Source organism: Pseudoalteromonas sp. Xi13 (genome assembly GCF_003952205.1).
In the GTDB taxonomy this organism is placed as follows: Bacteria; Pseudomonadota; Gammaproteobacteria; order Enterobacterales; family Alteromonadaceae; genus Pseudoalteromonas; species Pseudoalteromonas atlantica.
The window spans coordinates 1,175,084-1,192,765 of record NZ_CP034439.1; the positions used below are offsets into that span (position 1 = coordinate 1,175,084).

Consider the following 17,682-nt stretch of genomic DNA (forward strand, 5'->3'; position numbering starts at 1 on the left):
CGTTTTACCAGCACGAATATCTCTCCTTAAAAAACCTGCCTTAATTAAGCGAATTGCTATAAACCGTTTTATATAAAGTAATTGATAAATAATGAGATAAAAGCGATTACTTTTATCTTGGGGTAGACTCGCAATTTTACGTCGCTTTGGTATATACTATGCGCGTAGATAAATAGGTTATCTGCAGTCATTAAAAATTTTGCCAATTGTAGTACTTAATTGATTTCCAACTGAATACAATTATGTACTGTAATTGGCCCTTTTAATGACACTTACTTAATGAAATATAAAAACATTTAAGGAATATTTTAAGTGCAAGCAATTATTAAAGAATTTCAACTAGGTCAACACACAGTAACCCTAGAAACAGGTGCTATCGCACGTCAAGCAGACGGCGCAGTATTAGCAAGCATTGGCGACACTTCAGTACTTGTTACTGTTGTTGGTAAGCGTGAAGCTCAGCCAGGTCAAGACTTCTTCCCACTAACAGTTAACTACCAAGAGCGTATGTACGCTGCTGGTCGTATCCCAGGTGGTTTCTTAAAGCGTGAAGGTCGTCCTAACGATGGCGAAACACTAATTGCACGTCTTATTGACCGTCCAATTCGTCCACTTTTCCCAAATGGCTTCGTAAACGAAGTACAAGTTATTGCTACAGTTGTTTCTGTTAACCCTGAAATCCAACCAGATATGGTTGCGATGATTGGTACTTCAGCTGCACTTGCTATCTCTGGTATCCCGTTTAGTGGTCCAATTGGCGCATCTCGCGTTGGTTACATCAACGGTGAGTACGTACTTAACCCGACGCTAAAAGAGCTTGAAGAAAGCCAACTTGATTTAGTAGTAGCTGGTACTGATAACGCAGTATTAATGGTTGAGTCAGAAGCTGACGTACTTGCAGAAGACGTAATGCTTGGTGCTGTTGTATATGGCCATGAGCAATCTCAAGCTATCATTACAGCAATTAACGAATTTAAAGCAGAAGCAGGCAAGCCTACATGGGATTGGACTGCACCTGAGAAAAACGTTTCTCTTGAAGAAAAAGTAGCATCACTTGCATCAGATAAAGTAGGCGAAGCTTACCGCATTACTGATAAAGTAGCGCGTAAAGAAGCACTTGGCGTAGCTAAAGATGCAGTAATCGAAGCACTAACAGGCGAACTTGCTGAAGGCGAAACGCTTGATAAGCAAGAAGTGGGTAAAGTATTCGGTTCACTTGAGAAGAAAATTGTACGTGGCCGCATTGCTGCAGGCGAAAAACGTATCGATGGTCGTGAACCAGATATGATCCGTGCTCTTGACGTAATGACTGGCGTATTACCGCGTACTCACGGTTCTGCTATCTTTACACGTGGTGAAACTCAAGCACTAGTTACAGCTACACTTGGTACAGAACGTGATTCACAGTTAATCGATGATTTAACTGGCACACACAAAAACCACTTTATGCTTAACTACAACTTCCCTCCATTCTGTGTGGGTGAAACTGGTTTTGTAGGTTCTCCTAAGCGTCGCGAAATCGGTCACGGTAACCTAGCTAAGCGTGGCATTTCTGCTGTAATGCCTACACTTACTGAGTTCCCTTACTCAATCCGTGTTGTTTCTGAAATTACAGAATCAAATGGTTCTTCTTCAATGGCTTCTGTATGTGGTACGTCACTAGCGCTTATGAACGCAGGTGTACCAATTAAAGCATCTGTTGCGGGTATCGCGATGGGCTTAGTTAAAGAAGACGAAAAATTCGTAGTGCTTTCAGATATCTTAGGTGATGAAGATCACTTAGGTGACATGGACTTTAAAGTAGCAGGTACTTCAAACGGTATCACTGCACTACAAATGGATATCAAGATTGAAGGTATCACGCAAGAAATCATGCAAATTGCGCTTAAACAAGCAAAAGCTGCACGTTTACACATTTTAGGTGTAATGGATGAAGCGATTTCTGCACCTTCTGAAGAATTATCAATGTTTGCTCCGCGTATCTACACTATGCAAATTCCTGCTAAGAAGATCGCTGAAGTTATCGGTAAAGGTGGCGCTACAATTCGTCAACTTACTGAAGAAACAGGCACTACTATTGAAATTGAAGACGACGGTACAATTAAAATTGCTGCAACAGACGGTGAAAGCGCACAAAACGCAATTACACGTATTGAGCAATTAACAGCAGAACTTGAAGTAGGTACTATCTACACTGGTAAAGTTGTACGTATTGTTGACTTTGGTGCGTTTGTAAACATTCTTCCTGGTAAAGATGGCTTAGTGCATATCTCACAAATCAGCACAGAACGTGTTAACAACGTGACTGACCACCTAAGCGAAGGTCAAGAAGTTAAAGTTAAAGTACTAGAAGTAGACCGCCAAGGCCGTGTACGTCTAAGCATTAAAGAAGCAATGGATTCAGCTGCACCAGCTGCTGATGAGTCAAAAGACGCATAATTGCAAAACTTTAACCCGGCTATATTAGCGGGATAATAAAAAAGGGGCTGTTTAGCCCCTTTTTTTATGCTTTAATGAAACCTTATTAGACAAGGTCTGTCTTATTTTTATTGCGATATATCTTGGTATTAAGGATTTTAATGATACTCAAACATTTAGCTTTGGCATCTTTTGCTATTTTGTCTTTAAGCGCTTGCCAAACAACGACCGAATCAAAGCCTACGCCGATAGTGAATGTGCCTTTTACAGCACCACTTGCCTCAGACTTTAGAAGTGAAATTGCCATAGCTCGTTATTCTGAGTTATTAAACAGAGCCGATTTAAGCACCGAGCAACAAGCTAAGCTTTATTACGACCGTGGGGTATTATTTGATAGCTTAGGCATGACCACGTTATCGAGAATAGATTTTAATCGCGCGATAAAATTAAAGCCTGATTTAGCCGAAGTGTATAATTTTTTGGGTATTCAACATACGCTTATGCAGCAATACGAAAAAGCCTATGAGTTTTTTGACTCAGCCTTAGAGCTTAACGAAGAGCATGAGTATGCTTATTTAAACCGTGGTATTGCTTTATATTATGGTGAAAGAGCAGGGCTTGCGCAAAGCGATTTTGACGAGTTTTTAGCGCGCTCACCAAACGACCCTTACCGCGTTTTATGGCTCTACCTTGCTCAATCACAAGAAGATAAAGCACAAGCACTTGAATCACTTAAAACTAATGCAGCGGCACTTGATGAGTCGCAGTGGGCGTATCAGCTGATTTCGCTTTATACCGGTGATATGAGCGAACATACGTTTTTATCTGGGATAAGCGATGGCGTTAAATCTGAGCAAGAATACGCACAGCGTTTATGTGAGGCATATTTTTATCTAGCAAAAATGCACCAAGCAGCAGGTGAGCAATTTTTAGCAGCTGATTACTTTAGACTGGCACTAGCCACAAATGTGCACGAATTTATTGAATATAAATATGCGCGCTTAGAGCTTGAGCTGATGGCTGGTGTTGACGCAAGCTAAACGTTTAAGCACGCTAGTTGGTTTGCTAATTAGCCTGCTTATTGCAGGCTCTAGCAACCAGTTAAGCAGCATTAGCTTTTGGCATGTACTTCACGCTCAGGCTAATCCGCTGCAAAGTTATTGGCAATTTCCCCGCTACTTTTCAAATAATATTGCACATCTTCCCGAGCTGACCTTAGGCTTTTTAGCGCGTAAAAATATCCCATCAGCTCAGTACAATTATTCTTTAAAGCTGATTAATGCAAGCAAAAACGAGCAAGCAAAGTTATTTTGGTTACAAAGTATTGAGCATATTGGGCATAACAAGCGCCAACAACTCGCGCATGCTCTTTTAAAGCAAGAGCGCTGGAATGACCTTCAACTATTGTTAGCTCAAAACTTACTGCCTAAAGGCGCAGCATTTAACCATTTAGCGCTGCACAAAGGGAGTGACTATGAGCAAGTTTCGCCTTCCTTTTTACATCAGCTTGGTTTTGCAGCGTTAAATACACGCCCGCCGATTAATAATAGCTGTAGTTACAATGTGCTGCTATTGGGTGTAAATAGAGAAGCCTTGTTTAAGTTATCAAGTTTTGCCGCGCAGTATAATAAAAAACCTGAGCCGCAAAGCGGGGCGTATTGTTTAAGTAAACCGGTTTACGCTGGGGGCGCAATTGACTGCGCTACCACCTCGGGCATGTCTAATTGCCTATGGCAAAACGCGCACTTAAAAGCGCAGTCTACTAACGGCTATGACTACACTGTAATTATGGGTACGAGCGGCAGCGCCAATGTAACAGGTAAAAAAATGCAGCTAAGTACCCAAGCAAACTATAATGTATTTTTGCATGAGCTAATGCACTTTAGTGGTTTTGAAGATGAATATACGCTACCTATTTCTAAACAGCGTTGGTTGTGTAAACGCCAAGGATACGTGGCCCCAAATTTATATATTTCGCAAGGTGAGGCTGCGCCAAATGGATGGTACAAAAGCTTAAGTTGCCAGCAAGGCGGCGTGGCATATAAGCCAGCTAAGCAATGGTCAATTATGCAGTATCAACAACTCGGTTTATCAAAGCGGTACAGGGCTTTGTGGGTTGATCAAATCAATGCTGCTAAAACCGCTCAGCTTGATTAAATTTAAATCGATTAGGCTTGCTATCTATAGACAAAATGGCCGTTTATAAGTATAACTGTACGTATTAATGTCGTTTAAAAACAGACAGTAAAAGCATCTTTTCGTGATGTATAAAACGTAAGGATAAACTTATGATTATAAAAGGCCCTACATTATGACTTTGCTCTGGATACCTTTGTTATCCTTAATTGGCAGTGTTATTTCTTCATGCACCGGCAAACTATCCCGTACGCAAGCTGCAGCTGTCACTGTACTTGCCCCTTTAGCAGCATTAGGTATTACGCTATACCACACCCCCGCTATTTTGGCAGGTGAAACGATTCGTTATGTTGTAACGTGGATCCCCGCTGTTGGACTGGACTTATCATTTCGTCTTGATGGCTTGAGCTTACTGTTTATGTTTATGATTTTAGGCATAGGCATACTGGTAATTACCTACGCACGTTATTATCTGAGTAAAAACGACTCCTTAGCTAAGCTGTATAGTTACTTATTGCTGTTTATGACCGCAATGCTGGGCATTGTTATGTCTAACAATGTTATTCAGCTTTGGCTGTTTTGGGAACTGACCAGCATTAGCTCGTTTTTATTAATTAGCTATTGGTGGCATAAAACAGAAGCACGAAAGGGCGCTCGCATGGCGCTAGCTGTTACCGGTGCCGGTGGCTTAGCATTGCTAGCAGGTTTAATGTTAGTGGCCGATATAGTTGGCAGTTACGACCTAGATGTAATTTTAGCTAGCAAGGCAATTGTTCAATCACATGATTTATACGAAACAGCACTGGTATTAGTTTTGCTAGGTGCATTTACTAAATCGGCGCAGTTTCCGTTTCATTTTTGGCTACCTCACGCTATGGCAGCCCCAACCCCTGTTAGCGCGTATTTACACTCTGCGACTATGGTAAAAGCAGGTATATTTTTATTAGCGCGTTTTCACCCAGTACTTTCGGGTACAGATACTTGGTTTTTACTGGTTGGTTTAACCGGTTTAACAACGCTTTTATTTGGCGCTTATATCGCCTTATTTAAACACGATTTAAAAGGCCTGTTAGCGTACTCAACCATTAGCCATTTAGGGTTAATTACCCTGTTATTGGGCCTAGATACTGAGCTCTCTACTGTGGCGGCAATATTCCATATTATTAATCATGCCACGTTTAAAGCCTCGCTATTTATGGCAGCAGGTATAATTGACCATGAAACCGGCACTCGTGATATGCGTAAGCTTAATGGTATGTGGCGGTATTTACCGTATACGGCCACACTTGCCATGGTTGCGGCTGCTTCAATGGCGGGTGTGTCATTGCTTAACGGCTTTTTATCTAAAGAAATGTTTTTTGCCGAAACCTTACATCAGCAAGTGCTTGGCTCTATGTCGTGGTTAATCCCGGTGTTAGCCACTATTGCAGGGGCGTTATCGGTGGCTTATTCGTCGCGTTTTATTCACGATGTATTTTTTAATGGCGAACCAATTGATTTACCACGCCAGCCGCATGAGGCTCCGCGTTACATGCGACTCCCTATTGAAGTATTGGTTGTGCTGTGTGTGCTGGTTGGTTTGTTCCCGCATTTTTCAGTCGATGGCATTTTATCTGCTGCGTCTTTGGCTGTACTTGGTCAAAAGGTACCAGAGTACGAACTGGCTATATGGCATGGTTTTAACTTACCGCTATTAATGAGCGCCATGGCGGTAGTGGGTGGTTTGTTTATTTATATAAATCGTAAATACCTATTTCAATTTCAAGCATCATTACCGCCACTTAATGCTAAAAAAACCTTTGAGCTAATTGTGCTTAAAGTTATTAATTGGTGCCAAAGCAGGGTAAACACTATCGAAAACGGCTCATTACAACGCTACATTTTTGTAATGCTGGCGGTGGTATTGTTATGTGCCGGTTGGCCATTATTTGAAATGCAACAATTAGCGGGCAGTATGCCGCGTATTCCGGTTGATGTGCATAACGCAATAGGTGCAGGCCTACTGATTATAGGTGCTTTTGCTACCGTTATTTGGCATCGCTCACGCGTAGTTGCGTTACTAATGATTTCTATTGTAGGACTTATGGTGTCGGTGGCGTTTACGCGTTTTTCTGCGCCCGACTTAGCGCTTACGCAATTAACGGTAGAAGTAGCAACCGTTATTTTATTAATGTTGGCGTTGTTTTTCTTACCACAACATACGCCTAAAGAGTCTAGTTCGTTACGAGTACTCAGAGATTTAGGGATAGCCTCAACATTAGGTGTTGTGGTGGCAAGTATATGTTATGCATTACTTACACGCCCACTCGAATCCATATCAGATTTTTTCATAGCCAATGCCAAAACAGGAGGTGGCGGTACCAATGTAGTAAACGTTATTTTGGTTGATTTTAGGGGCTTTGACACCCTAGGCGAAATAACCGTATTGGGTATTGCAGCGTTGGGTATATTTAAAGTGCTTTCTCGTATTCCATTGTTCATGCCAGCAAGTGATGGTGAAGGGCGCCCATGGGCACGCGAGCGCCACCCTATACTACTTGCCAGTATTTCGCATAGCTTATTACCGCTTGCATTATTAGTATCGGCTTATATTTTCTTACGTGGTCATAACTTACCTGGCGGCGGCTTTATTGCAGGGTTAGTAACATCAATTGCCTTTATATTGCAGTATATGGCTCATGGCTCAGCTTGGATAAGCGAGCGCTTTGCAGTCAACTACCGGAAAATTATTGCATCAGGTATCGGTATTGCCTTGTTTACTGGAGTCGGTAGCTGGTTCTTTGAACGGCCGTTTTTAACTACGTGGTTTGATTATTTCGATATCCCATTTATTGGCAAAACAGAACTTGCAAGCGCAATTGTGTTTGATTTAGGCGTTTATTTAACAGTGGTGGGAGCCACGTTAATGATATTAGCAAGCCTTGGCAACATGACAGCAGATACCCAGAAAAAAGAGGTAAATATTTAATGGAGCTATTGTACGCATCTTGCGTTGGTGTATTAGTTAGTTGTGGTGTGTTTTTACTGCTAAGGGCCCGTACGTTTCCGGTAGTGCTTGGCCTTACTATGATTTCCTATGCCGTTAACTTATTTTTGTTTTCTGCGGGTCGCTTAACCATAAATAAAGCGGTTGTGCTTGGTACAGGGGCTGAATATGCCGACCCTTTACCTCAAGCACTAGTACTTACTGCAATAGTGATAGGGTTTGCAATGACTGCGTTTGTGGTTATTTTGGCCATACGTGGTAGAGCCGATTTAGGGAGCGATCATGTTGATGGGCAAATCATCAAAAGCGCAGCCGATAGCAAGGAGCAAAAATGATTCAACATTTAACCTCTTTGCCTATTTTATTACCTATGTTGGCAGCGGTAATATTGCTTTTACCACCCTGTGGTAAAAGTTTACGTATTCGCCGCATTGCCTCTTCAATTATGGCGGTGATCACATTTGTTGTCAGTGCATTGCTGTTAATCCATATATATAACAGTGGTATCAATGTATACGCTATTGGTAATTGGTCTGCTCCTTTTGGCATAGTGCTTGTTGCTGATATGCTTTCTACTTTATTGGTTGCACTTACATCCTTTTTAGGAATGGGAGTCATTTTATATGGCTGTGCCGGCGATGATGCAAAAGGAAACTTTTTTCATCCATTAGTTCACTTTTTAATATTAGGCGTTAATGGGGCATTTTTAACGGGTGACTTATTTAATGTATTTGTATTTTTTGAGGTGTTGTTGATTGCCTCATACTCACTACTTATGCATGCCGGAGATAAACAAAATACCCGTGCAGCGCTCCAATACGTCATATTAAATTTGGTTGGCTCGAGCGTATTTTTAATTGGTTTAGGTATTTTATACGGCGTACTGGGTACATTAAACATCGCTGATATGACGCAAAAAGTAGCCCTGTTAACGGGCGATGATGTCTATTTGGCAAAGGCCGGCGGCTTACTGCTGTTAGTTGTATTTGCTTTAAAAGCCGCATTGCTCCCCTTGCACTTGTGGCTACCTAATACTTATGCCAGTGCAAAGCCTGTGGTTGCCGCTTTATTTGCTATTATGACCAAGGTGGGTGTATACGCCATGCTGCGCGTTTATACCGTTATTTTTGGTGAGCAAGCCGGTGAGCTTGAGCATATGGCGCAATCATGGTTATGGGGCTTAGCCATTGCTACTATAGTGGTTGGTGCAATTGGCGTAATGGCTGCGCAAGATTTACGTAAGTTAACGGCAAATTTAGTTGTTGTATCAGTGGGCACGTTAGTCGCTCTAATTGCACTGCAAAACGTAACTGCAACAGCTGCACTGCTTTATTATTTAGTGCACTCCACCTTAGTCAGCGCTGCTCTATTTTTATTAGCTGATTTAATTGCCACACAAAGGGGCAAAGTAGGGGATAGACTGGTTGCCGGACGAGCCGTAAACCAACCTTACTTATTGGGAGCATGCTTTGTAATTGCTGCATTAACCGTAGTAGGTATGCCGCCGCTATCTGGATTTGTTGGAAAAGTTTGGATCCTCAAAACAACCTTAAATAGCGAGCAAGCCTTACTATTTTGGCCTGTCTATTTAATTGCTAGCTTTGTTTTATTAGTTGCACTTTCTCGTGCTGGTACAAGTATGTTTTGGGAAAGAAAAGGCAATAAAGCAGAAAGCGCCGAGGGCGAAAATGCTCACCCATTACAAGTGATGATAATTGTAGGGTTACTTGCGTGCTCACCTTTGTTAGTTGTTTTTGGCGGACCAATAAGTGAATACATGGTTAGTGCTGCTACGCAATTGCATGACATAAGTGGTGGCATTAATGCAGTTATGAAGGGAGGTGAGTAATGAGGTTACAAGCCCGTTATCGTTGGTTGCCAACGCCGTTTCGTAGTTTGTTTTTATTTTTAATTTGGTTGTTGCTTAATAATAGTGTATCCGCAGGGCATATAGTATTAGCTACGTTTTTTGCGATATTTATACCGCTATTAAGTGTTTCATTACGTGATCCGCAACCTTTAATACTAAAACCAGGTTTGGCACTAAAACAATTACTCATTGTACTTTACGATATAGTGGTTGCTAATTTACAGGTAGCCTTATTAATCATTGGTCCAGCTAAAAAGTTACGTCCTGCTTTTGTTAAAGTGCCTATAGATTTAATACACGATATGCCCATTACTATTCTTGCCAGTTGTGTATCTCTTACACCTGGTACAGTAAGTGCCGAGGTATATCCTATTCCTGAGTCACTAGACGAAGGCGAAAAGCCTAAACAGCGCTATTTACTTATACATGTGCTTGATTTAAAAGATGAAGAGGCACTTATTAAACAAATTAAACAGCGCTACGAAGCTCCACTAAAGGAGATATTTCAATGTTAGATACTGTATTACTTATTGTATTTGCCATGATTGGTTTATCGTTACTGTTAAACCTATGGCGATTAATTATTGGCCCCTCAGTGCCTGATAGAGTTTTAGCCCTAGATACTATGTACATTAATGTTATCGCGTTAATTATTTTATACAGTATTAGTATGGGCACTGGTTTGTACTTTGAAGCAGCGTTATTAATCGCGATGCTTGGCTTTATAAGTACTGTTGCAGTATGTAAGTATTTACTACGCGGCGACTTAATTGAATAGGATATTAAAATGATAAGCGAGTGGGTTGTATCAATATTACTACTATTTGGTGGGCTATTTATTTTAATAGGATCGCTGGGCTTAATTAAATTACCTGATTTTTACATGCGCTTACACGGCCCTACTAAAGCAACAACACTAGGTATGGCCAGCATATTAATTGCTGCAATGGTGTTTTTTGCAACGTCGGTGCACACCATAAGCGTAAAAGAGATTTTAATTACCGTGTTTTTATTAATTACTGCCCCTATTAGTGGGTATATGTTAATAAAATCAGCGATTCATCATAAGCTTAAAGCAAAAGAAGGCACAAAAGGGCTCGATAACGTAGAAGACGATTAGCCCCTGTGCACTGATAAAAAGGCCAAATAAACACGTTTTATTTGGCCTTTTTAGTATGGGTTTACACATTTACAAACTATTTTATACCCGTTCGCTTAATTAAGTGATTTATTCTGAGGCTGGTAAAACGTGTTGATAATTTAGTAAAAAATTAGCTATTTAGTTGTTCTGAATGAGCATTTTTTAACGTAAGTAACGGCCCGTTTAGCCCCGCAAAATGAGTAAGTATTATTGCGGATTGATATTAATCATGTGAGTATGGTCTTACTTTTTATATTTAAGGATATGACAATGGCTAAGGCACTATTACTTTCGTTACTTATATTTTCTGGCAGCGTATTGGCTGACGAGGCAACTAAGCAGCAAAAAATAGATGAGCTGATAAACGTGATGAACATGGATGCTATGGTTGACTCTATGTACGGGCAAGTTGAAGGCATGATGAAAAACATGTCTGCACAAATGGGTGTTAAGCCCTCTGAGCAAGCTATTTTTGATAAATACTACGCAGATATGACCAACGTACTTAAAACCGAAATGAGCTGGAAAAAAATGCAGCCGATGATGGTTAACGTTTACGATAAACATTTTAACGAGCAAGAAATTGCCGACATGTTGGCGTTTTATAAAACTGAAACAGGGCAAAAAATTCTTCAAAAAATGCCTGTAGTAATGCAAGAGTCTATGCAAATGTCGCAAAGCTTAGTGCAAGATGCAATGCCAAAAATTCAGCAAATAGCCGGTGAGCTTAGTGAAGAGCTAAAAGCCTCTCGCCAACAAGAAAATTAATCTCTCTGCTTCTTTTTAAGCGCGCTCATTAGCGCGCTTTTATTTTATCAGCTCCAGTAAATTTAAATTATGCTTTAATGCTCCCCTCTATTGACCTGTGTGTCACACATAGGTTTACAATTGAGCTCTAAAATCTAAGGGGGCTAAATTATGTATGTTAAGCAATTAGCGAAGTTAATGGGTGTAACGCCTGATACAGTTCGTCATTACACACGAATAGGCCTTTTAACGCCCATACGTAGCCAAAGTAATGGTTATCAACAATATACAAAAGCAGACCGCCAACGTTTACAGTTTATTATAAGCGCCCGAAAGCTCGGGTTTTCCCTAAAAGATATACAGCATATCATTGGCGAGTCAGAACAAGGGCATTGCCCATGCCCACTTACACGGCAAATTATTGCAAAACGTTTAGAAGAAACCGAAGCCTTGTTTCAAGAAACCCTTAAATTACGAGTGCGTATGCAAGCGGCGTTAAAACAGTGGGAAACATCGGCAGACGGCGCTGTTGCAAGTGATGTGTGTAGCTTAATAGAGACGTTTGTTGACCCACTTGTTGAGCCAAATAAAAGCGGAGATGTGCAATGAGTAGCAGTAAAACAACAGAGCAAAACTTTATTATTGAAGGTGCTAATTGTGGCAGTTGTGTAGCCAAAATAGAAAAAGCCCTCAATAGTGTGCAAGGCGCAAACAATGTCGAAATGAACTTTGCAGATCGCACGGTACGAGTAGAGGGCAGCGCGCAGCAAAGCACATTAATTAGCGCCGTTGAAAATATAGGTTATGGCGCAAAACCTATGGATAACACATCAGAGCAAGATGCGCTTGATGAAAAAGCCAAGTCAGACGAGGCACATTACAAAAAGCTAATGCGCAACATGATGCTGGCTTTAGGTGTGGGCGTACCGCTTATGATTTATGGGCTTATTTTTGATATGAGCGTGACAACCACTAACCAGCGAATTGCATGGGGTGTGGTCGGTATTATCACGTTTGTCGTTATGGCTGTAGCAGGTAAGCAATTTTATAAAGGCGCTTGGCAGTCATTTAAAAATCATGGTGCTAACATGGATACGCTTATTGCTTTGGGAACGGGCACTGCGTGGTTATATTCAATGTTTGTTGTACTTGCGCCTAGCTTACTACCTGAGGTTGCAAGGCACGTTTATTTTGAAGCTTCTTCAATGATAATTGGTTTAATTAGTTTAGGCTTGGCTTTTGAAGTGAAAGCGCGTGGACGTACTTCGCAGGCTATTAAGCGTTTAATTGGCTTACAAGCAAAAACAGCCCGTGTAATACGCGATGGCGCAGAGCAAGATATAGACATTAGTGATGTGCAAAAAGGCGACCATGTAAGGGTACGCCCAGGCGAAAAAATCCCGGTAGATGGTGATGTGCTCGAAGGTAGCAGCAGATTAGATGAATCTATGCTCACGGGTGAGCCTATGCCAGTGAGTAAGCAAGCTGGCGATAAAGTGGTTGCTGGCAGCATTAATAAAAGTGGTACATTACTATTTGAAGCCACACATATAGGGCAAGAAACAACCCTTGCCAATATTATTAATATGGTAAAACGCGCGCAAAACTCTAAGCCTTCAATAGGGCGATTAGCCGATGTTATATCGGGCATTTTTGTGCCCACAGTAATGATAATTGCGATACTAGCAGCCCTTGCATGGTTGAATTTTGGCCCAGCCCCTTCAATTGCTTATGCAGTGGTAGCGTTAACCACCGTGCTAATTATTGCATGCCCGTGTGCGCTGGGTTTAGCAACGCCTATGTCGGTAATGGTGGGAATAGGTAAAGCCGCCGAGTTTGGTATATTAATTCGCAATGGCGAGTCACTGCAAACGACCTCTAAAATTACTACCATGATTTTAGATAAAACCGGCACCATCACCCAAGGTGCACCACAAGTAACAGATGTTGTAACGTTTAATAACGCAGATGAAAATAACATAATGCAATTAGTTGCAAGCCTAGAGAGTAGCTCTGAGCACCCACTTGCGGAGGCGATTACACAGTACGCTAAAAAGCAAAACGTAACCTTGAGTAAAGTTACCGACTTTGATGCCATTACCGGTAAAGGTGTGAGTGGAACGGTGAATGAGCAAACACTGTTATTTGGTAATAAAGCGCTTATGGATAAATACGAGATTGCAGTCGATAACGCCACAGAGCAAGCACACACCTTTGCAAATGATGCAAAAACCCCGATGTACTTTGCCTGTAATAATCAACTAATGGCCTTAATTGCGGTGGCGGACCCGTTAAAAGAAGACTCAATACAGGCCATCAAGCGCCTGCAAAATGAAGGTATTCATCTAGTAATGCTCACTGGCGATAATAAAGCGACCGCACACGCTGTGGCTAAAAAAGTCGGTATTGATGATTTTATCGCAGAAGTGTTGCCAGAGGATAAAGTAAACGAAGTTACTAAACGTCAACAGCAAGGCGAGATTGTAGGCATGACGGGTGATGGGATCAATGATGCCCCCGCGCTTGCTAAAGTAGATGTCGGTTTTGCAATTGGCACAGGTACAGATGTAGCCATAGAAAGCGCCGATATTACCTTAATGCGTGGCTCACTGCATGGCCTTGCCGATGCTATTGCCATTAGCAGCGCAACAATTAAAAACATTAAACAAAACTTGTTTGGTGCCTTTATTTATAATGTTGCGGGCATTCCTATTGCAGCCGGTGTGTTGTATCCGTTTATTGGTGTACTACTAAACCCAGTAGTGGCGGGCGCAGCTATGGCGCTTTCATCACTGACAGTAGTCACCAATGCTAATCGCTTACGTTTTTATAAACCCAATAAGCGCTAAGGAGTCGATAATGTTAATGATAAATTTACTTGGTGCAGTATTAATAGTGGCCATTATTTATTGGTTTTGGCTTTATAAGCCAAAGCAAATACACAGTAATGATAATACGCAAACCATAGTGGTAGATAACGGCGTTTATCAACCAAGTCATATAAAGGTGGCGGCGAATAAAAAAATAACACTTACATTTGATAGAAAAGACAGTGCACCGTGCGCCGAAACTATGGTGTTCCCGCAGCTTGATGTAAGCGAAAGCCTTGCAATGGGAGATAATAAAATCACTTTGCCTGCACTTAAAGCAGGTGAGTACGACTTTCATTGCCAAATGAAAATGTATAAAGGTAAGTTAATCGCTGAGTAACCAGTGAGTTGATGAAGTAACATTAATACGGTCTAACTTTATGTTGAGCTAAACAACGGGTTATGTCGTATTAGTGTTAATTAAGCACACTAGATTAATTAATGAATAACTTAAACCCTAAAAAATTACTAAACAGTAAGTGGACTGCCACTCCAGCTATCAACAAAGAAAAACACTTTATCATTGTAGAAGTAGAATACGATGAAGAGGGTCATGTAATTGAATGCATTACCGAGTCGGTATTTTCTAAAAATCAGTACTCAATACGTTGGCGAGATTTAAAAGACACACAAAAATGGCGTCAAGGCTGGAAGTAGTTAAATTGTTTTTATACTTTAAAAACACCAATTTGTTATGCCCAAAAAAATGCAATGCGCTCCCTTTTTAATCTCTGCCTTTTACTAGATTCGCCATTTGGCAACAAATGCCTGTTTTTTACAGGCTTGCCATACTTTTAAAAAATAAACGCTAAATATTTTTTAAATATCAATATATTTCAATTGGTTATGTTTTAGATTTTATGACGTTTAATCATTTTAATTAAGCTGTTCAGCTTTAGTTTATTCTTAAACTTCCCCACATTATGTTTTTAGTTAGCTTTTAGCTCATGTGTGGCTTTTTTATAAATCATAAGCTGTTGATTCTAATGGTTTATTTTAAGTGGCTCATCTAGCTGTTGCTAAAAAGCGACAAAAATACCCCTCGAAACTTAATTTTTTCATATGCTTATCATATAACTCATTGTTTATTAAGTAAAAATAAAACATGGCACTGAAGTTGTAATAGCTAAGCTGTATTAAGCAAAACGTGGGTAACGCCAATTGGCTACTCCCCTAACCCTATGAAGGTTTTCATTATGAAAAAGGCACAATCAACATTGGTATTAATGGCTTTAGCCTCTTCATCAGCGGCTTTTGCAGTAACAGATTTTGACACACTCGATAAAGATGGCAGTGGCACATTAAGCCCGTTAGAAGCATCTGCTGATGCTGAATTAATGAGTCAGTTTACAAAACTTGATACTGACAAAAACAACGAGCTATCTAAGAGTGAGTTCGACAAAGCATAAGTGAGTGCTTTGAGTAGTTAACGCCCAGTGGCACGTTAATTCTGAGTTGCCAAAGACAACCTAAGTAGGCAAGGGAGCTTACCATAAAGAATAACAAGGACAGTGTAATACACAGGGCACTTTATTATAAACGCATAGCGAAGGAATCGTTATGTAAAAGCGATACCCAACTTTGCTTGCAATCGCGCTGGTATTTTCTGGCACATTTGCAAAGTTTCATACCAACACAAACGGTAAACTTTCTAAAGCAGAGGTTTTACAAGCGCAGACGATTAATGCGCTGTGGTGTAAGCATAATTCTGAGTTGCCAAAGACAACCTAAATAGGCAAGGGAGCCTATTAAAAAGAATAACAAGGAAGTGAGTTGTAACCACCTCAGTGCAAATTTATACAGGTAATGCATATTATTGAAGGATTACATTATGACTAAGCTGAAAACAACACTTGTACTTATCACCTTGGTGTCATCATCGGTGGTATTGGCAAATACAGAGTTTAAAACACCTACACAAGGCGAAGGTGGTTTAACAAATCAAAGTGATCAATCAGTAGAACAAATAATGCAGCAATTAAATATGCAAAGCCGAAATGGCGTTACCGAAAACGACTTTTTTGAATATTAACAGTTACCCCTTAATGGATCTTTGAAAAGGACTTCTTACCTTTAATCTGGCTATTATGCCTAAGGAACGATTATGAAAACAGTAAATAAAACCCTAGCACTTGTTGCTCTTTTATCATCTTCAGCAGCCTTTGCTGCGGTAGATTTTAACTCTTTTGATGCTGACGGCGATGGCGTTATTAGCAAATCAGAAGCGCAGGCTAATGCTCAGTTAGTTCAGCTATTTGATAAGCTAGATACAGATGGAAATGGTGAGCTTTCTCAGCAAGAGTTTTCAAAGGTACAGTAAAATTAGGCGCATACGTAGGTTTACGCACTAACTAAACGTTTAAAGATCATACTCACAAAGCAGCTAAGTATTTAATACTTAGCTGCTTTTTTGTGCGCCGAATAAAATATAAATGCCGTTTTATCACCAAAAGGGTGCAATTCCAATTATGTGAATTAATAACCTCTTGATTTTAAATAGTATATTTATGTGGTTTTAAACTTGCTTAGTTAACGCTATAGCAACCAAGTGAGTACACAATAATGGCGCGAATGAGTTATATAAGCAGTGTAGAGCGTTACCATGAATACGAGCAAATGATACACAGCCTGCTCGATTCTATTTTAATGAGTATTGAGGATGGCATTACTAAAAATCGCGATACACGCTATTTAGTTAAGCAGTACCCATTTTTAGAGCTGCAGTATTGTTTAAACGAATCAGGGTTACAGCAAGGTAACAACGTGTGCTTTAAGCGTGCTTATAAAAAATTAGCAGAGCAAGGCAATCAACAAGATTTAAGCGATCGACCTTATTTTTTACAATCTAAACAAACCGATTCGGTGTGCTTTACTGAGCCTTATATTTCTATTGCAACTAACCATTTATGTATTTCGGCCATTAAAGAGCTAAAAAAACCCATTAACCAGCAATACTATTTAGTACTCGATGTATGTTTAACCCAGTTAATTGAGTTTGTTATGGGGGATAGCGCACGAGCTAGCATGTCGCCTTATTTTAAAGCGGGTTACGGTGTTATTGTGGCGTGTTTATTTAGTTTAGTGCTGTTTTTATTAGGCATAGTATTTAACGATATATACTCGTTACTGACTCATTTTGATTCGGCGTCTGACCCTTTAGAGCCTTTTAGCATCATTATTTATATCACGCTTGCATTAGCTGTATTTGATTTAGGGAAAACGATACTCGAAGAAGAAATTTTAATGCATAAAGATATTTTTAGGCACTCCTCAACACGGCGTACCATTACGCGCTTTATATCTACCGTGCTTATTGCTATATCTATTGAGGCGTTATTAACTATGTTTAAGGCGGCGCTCGGGCAAGCTGAATACCTACTGCCGGCTATTGCGATGATGCTAGCGGTGGTCGGGCTTTTAATCGCATTGGCTATTTATGTGTATTTAGGGGCAAAGGCCGAAACCTTATTAATGCGGGCACGCTTAAAGTTAAAATCCTCCAAGTAGGAGGATT

18 protein-coding genes are annotated in these 17,682 nt (G+C 40.4%); all 18 read left to right on the top strand.

From position 1 onward, the window contains the following. Positions 1-312 precede the first annotated feature (312 nt). The 18 genes from pnp to EJ103_RS05395 all read left to right on the top strand — a co-directional run bounded on the left by pnp (position 313) and on the right by EJ103_RS05395 (position 17,675). A complete protein-coding gene (gene pnp, locus EJ103_RS05310; RefSeq protein WP_089347171.1) occupies positions 313-2,439 on the top strand; it encodes a polyribonucleotide nucleotidyltransferase in 2,127 nt (708 codons plus the stop codon). Positions 2,440-2,579: 140 nt separating this feature from the next. Then, positions 2,580-3,458 carry a lipoprotein NlpI gene (nlpI, locus tag EJ103_RS05315; RefSeq protein ID WP_126006409.1) on the top strand — a complete coding sequence of 293 codons (879 nt, stop codon included), beginning with the start codon at positions 2,580-2,582 and terminating at the stop codon, positions 3,456-3,458. Then, positions 3,442-4,575 (top strand): hypothetical protein, encoded by a 1,134-nt coding sequence (locus EJ103_RS05320; RefSeq protein WP_126006411.1) that lies wholly within the window; start codon positions 3,442-3,444, stop codon positions 4,573-4,575. Before nlpI ends, EJ103_RS05320 begins: the two co-directional genes overlap by 17 nt. A 154-nt stretch (positions 4,576-4,729) precedes the next feature. Beyond that, on the top strand, positions 4,730-7,522 hold the full coding sequence (locus EJ103_RS05325; RefSeq protein WP_126006412.1) for a monovalent cation/H+ antiporter subunit A: 2,793 nt from the start codon (positions 4,730-4,732) through the stop codon (positions 7,520-7,522). Further along, positions 7,522-7,875 carry a Na+/H+ antiporter subunit C gene (locus EJ103_RS05330; protein ID WP_004585893.1) on the top strand — a complete coding sequence of 118 codons (354 nt, stop codon included), beginning with the start codon at positions 7,522-7,524 and terminating at the stop codon, positions 7,873-7,875. The genes EJ103_RS05325 and EJ103_RS05330 overlap by 1 nt, the downstream gene beginning before the upstream one ends. Beyond that, entirely contained in the window at positions 7,872-9,389 is a 1,518-nt protein-coding gene (locus EJ103_RS05335) for a monovalent cation/H+ antiporter subunit D (protein ID WP_126006414.1), read from the top strand. Before EJ103_RS05330 ends, EJ103_RS05335 begins: the two co-directional genes overlap by 4 nt. Continuing rightward, the gene (locus tag EJ103_RS05340; RefSeq protein ID WP_029772199.1) at positions 9,389-9,925 is read left to right on the top strand and encodes a Na+/H+ antiporter subunit E; all 537 of its coding nucleotides are present in this window, start codon (positions 9,389-9,391) and stop codon (positions 9,923-9,925) included. The genes EJ103_RS05335 and EJ103_RS05340 overlap by 1 nt, the downstream gene beginning before the upstream one ends. After that, positions 9,919-10,188, top strand: a complete 270-nt coding sequence (locus EJ103_RS05345) for a K+/H+ antiporter subunit F (RefSeq protein ID WP_004585896.1) — start codon at positions 9,919-9,921, stop codon at positions 10,186-10,188. The genes EJ103_RS05340 and EJ103_RS05345 overlap by 7 nt, the downstream gene beginning before the upstream one ends. Before the next feature lie 9 nt (positions 10,189-10,197). After that, positions 10,198-10,530: a Na+/H+ antiporter subunit G gene (locus EJ103_RS05350; RefSeq protein WP_004585897.1), complete on the top strand. Its 333-nt coding sequence runs from the start codon at positions 10,198-10,200 to the stop codon at positions 10,528-10,530. Between the two features lie 291 nt (positions 10,531-10,821). Next, positions 10,822-11,319 (top strand): DUF2059 domain-containing protein, encoded by a 498-nt coding sequence (locus EJ103_RS05355; protein ID WP_054982209.1) that lies wholly within the window; start codon positions 10,822-10,824, stop codon positions 11,317-11,319. Between the two features lie 150 nt (positions 11,320-11,469). Next, on the top strand, positions 11,470-11,907 hold the full coding sequence (locus EJ103_RS05360; protein WP_024033781.1) for a MerR family transcriptional regulator: 438 nt from the start codon (positions 11,470-11,472) through the stop codon (positions 11,905-11,907). Further along, a complete protein-coding gene (locus EJ103_RS05365; RefSeq protein WP_126006416.1) occupies positions 11,904-14,147 on the top strand; it encodes a heavy metal translocating P-type ATPase in 2,244 nt (747 codons plus the stop codon). The genes EJ103_RS05360 and EJ103_RS05365 overlap by 4 nt, the downstream gene beginning before the upstream one ends. A 10-nt stretch (positions 14,148-14,157) precedes the next feature. Next, entirely contained in the window at positions 14,158-14,508 is a 351-nt protein-coding gene (locus EJ103_RS05370; protein WP_126006417.1) for a cupredoxin domain-containing protein, read from the top strand. Positions 14,509-14,609: 101 nt separating this feature from the next. Beyond that, on the top strand, positions 14,610-14,825 hold the full coding sequence (locus EJ103_RS05375) for a TIGR02450 family Trp-rich protein (protein WP_126006418.1): 216 nt from the start codon (positions 14,610-14,612) through the stop codon (positions 14,823-14,825). Positions 14,826-15,364: 539 nt separating this feature from the next. Then, complete coding sequence (locus EJ103_RS05380; protein ID WP_004585903.1) at positions 15,365-15,577, top strand: calmodulin-like protein; 213 nt, start codon at positions 15,365-15,367, stop codon at positions 15,575-15,577. A gap of 422 nt (positions 15,578-15,999) precedes the next feature. Further along, on the top strand, positions 16,000-16,200 hold the full coding sequence (locus EJ103_RS05385) for a calmodulin (protein ID WP_126006419.1): 201 nt from the start codon (positions 16,000-16,002) through the stop codon (positions 16,198-16,200). Between the two features lie 72 nt (positions 16,201-16,272). Further along, the gene (locus tag EJ103_RS05390; protein WP_126006420.1) at positions 16,273-16,488 is read left to right on the top strand and encodes an EF-hand domain-containing protein; all 216 of its coding nucleotides are present in this window, start codon (positions 16,273-16,275) and stop codon (positions 16,486-16,488) included. A 242-nt stretch (positions 16,489-16,730) separates the two neighbouring features. After that, complete coding sequence (locus EJ103_RS05395; RefSeq protein ID WP_126006421.1) at positions 16,731-17,675, top strand: general glycosylation pathway protein; 945 nt, start codon at positions 16,731-16,733, stop codon at positions 17,673-17,675. The last annotated feature ends 7 nt before the right edge of the window (positions 17,676-17,682 follow it).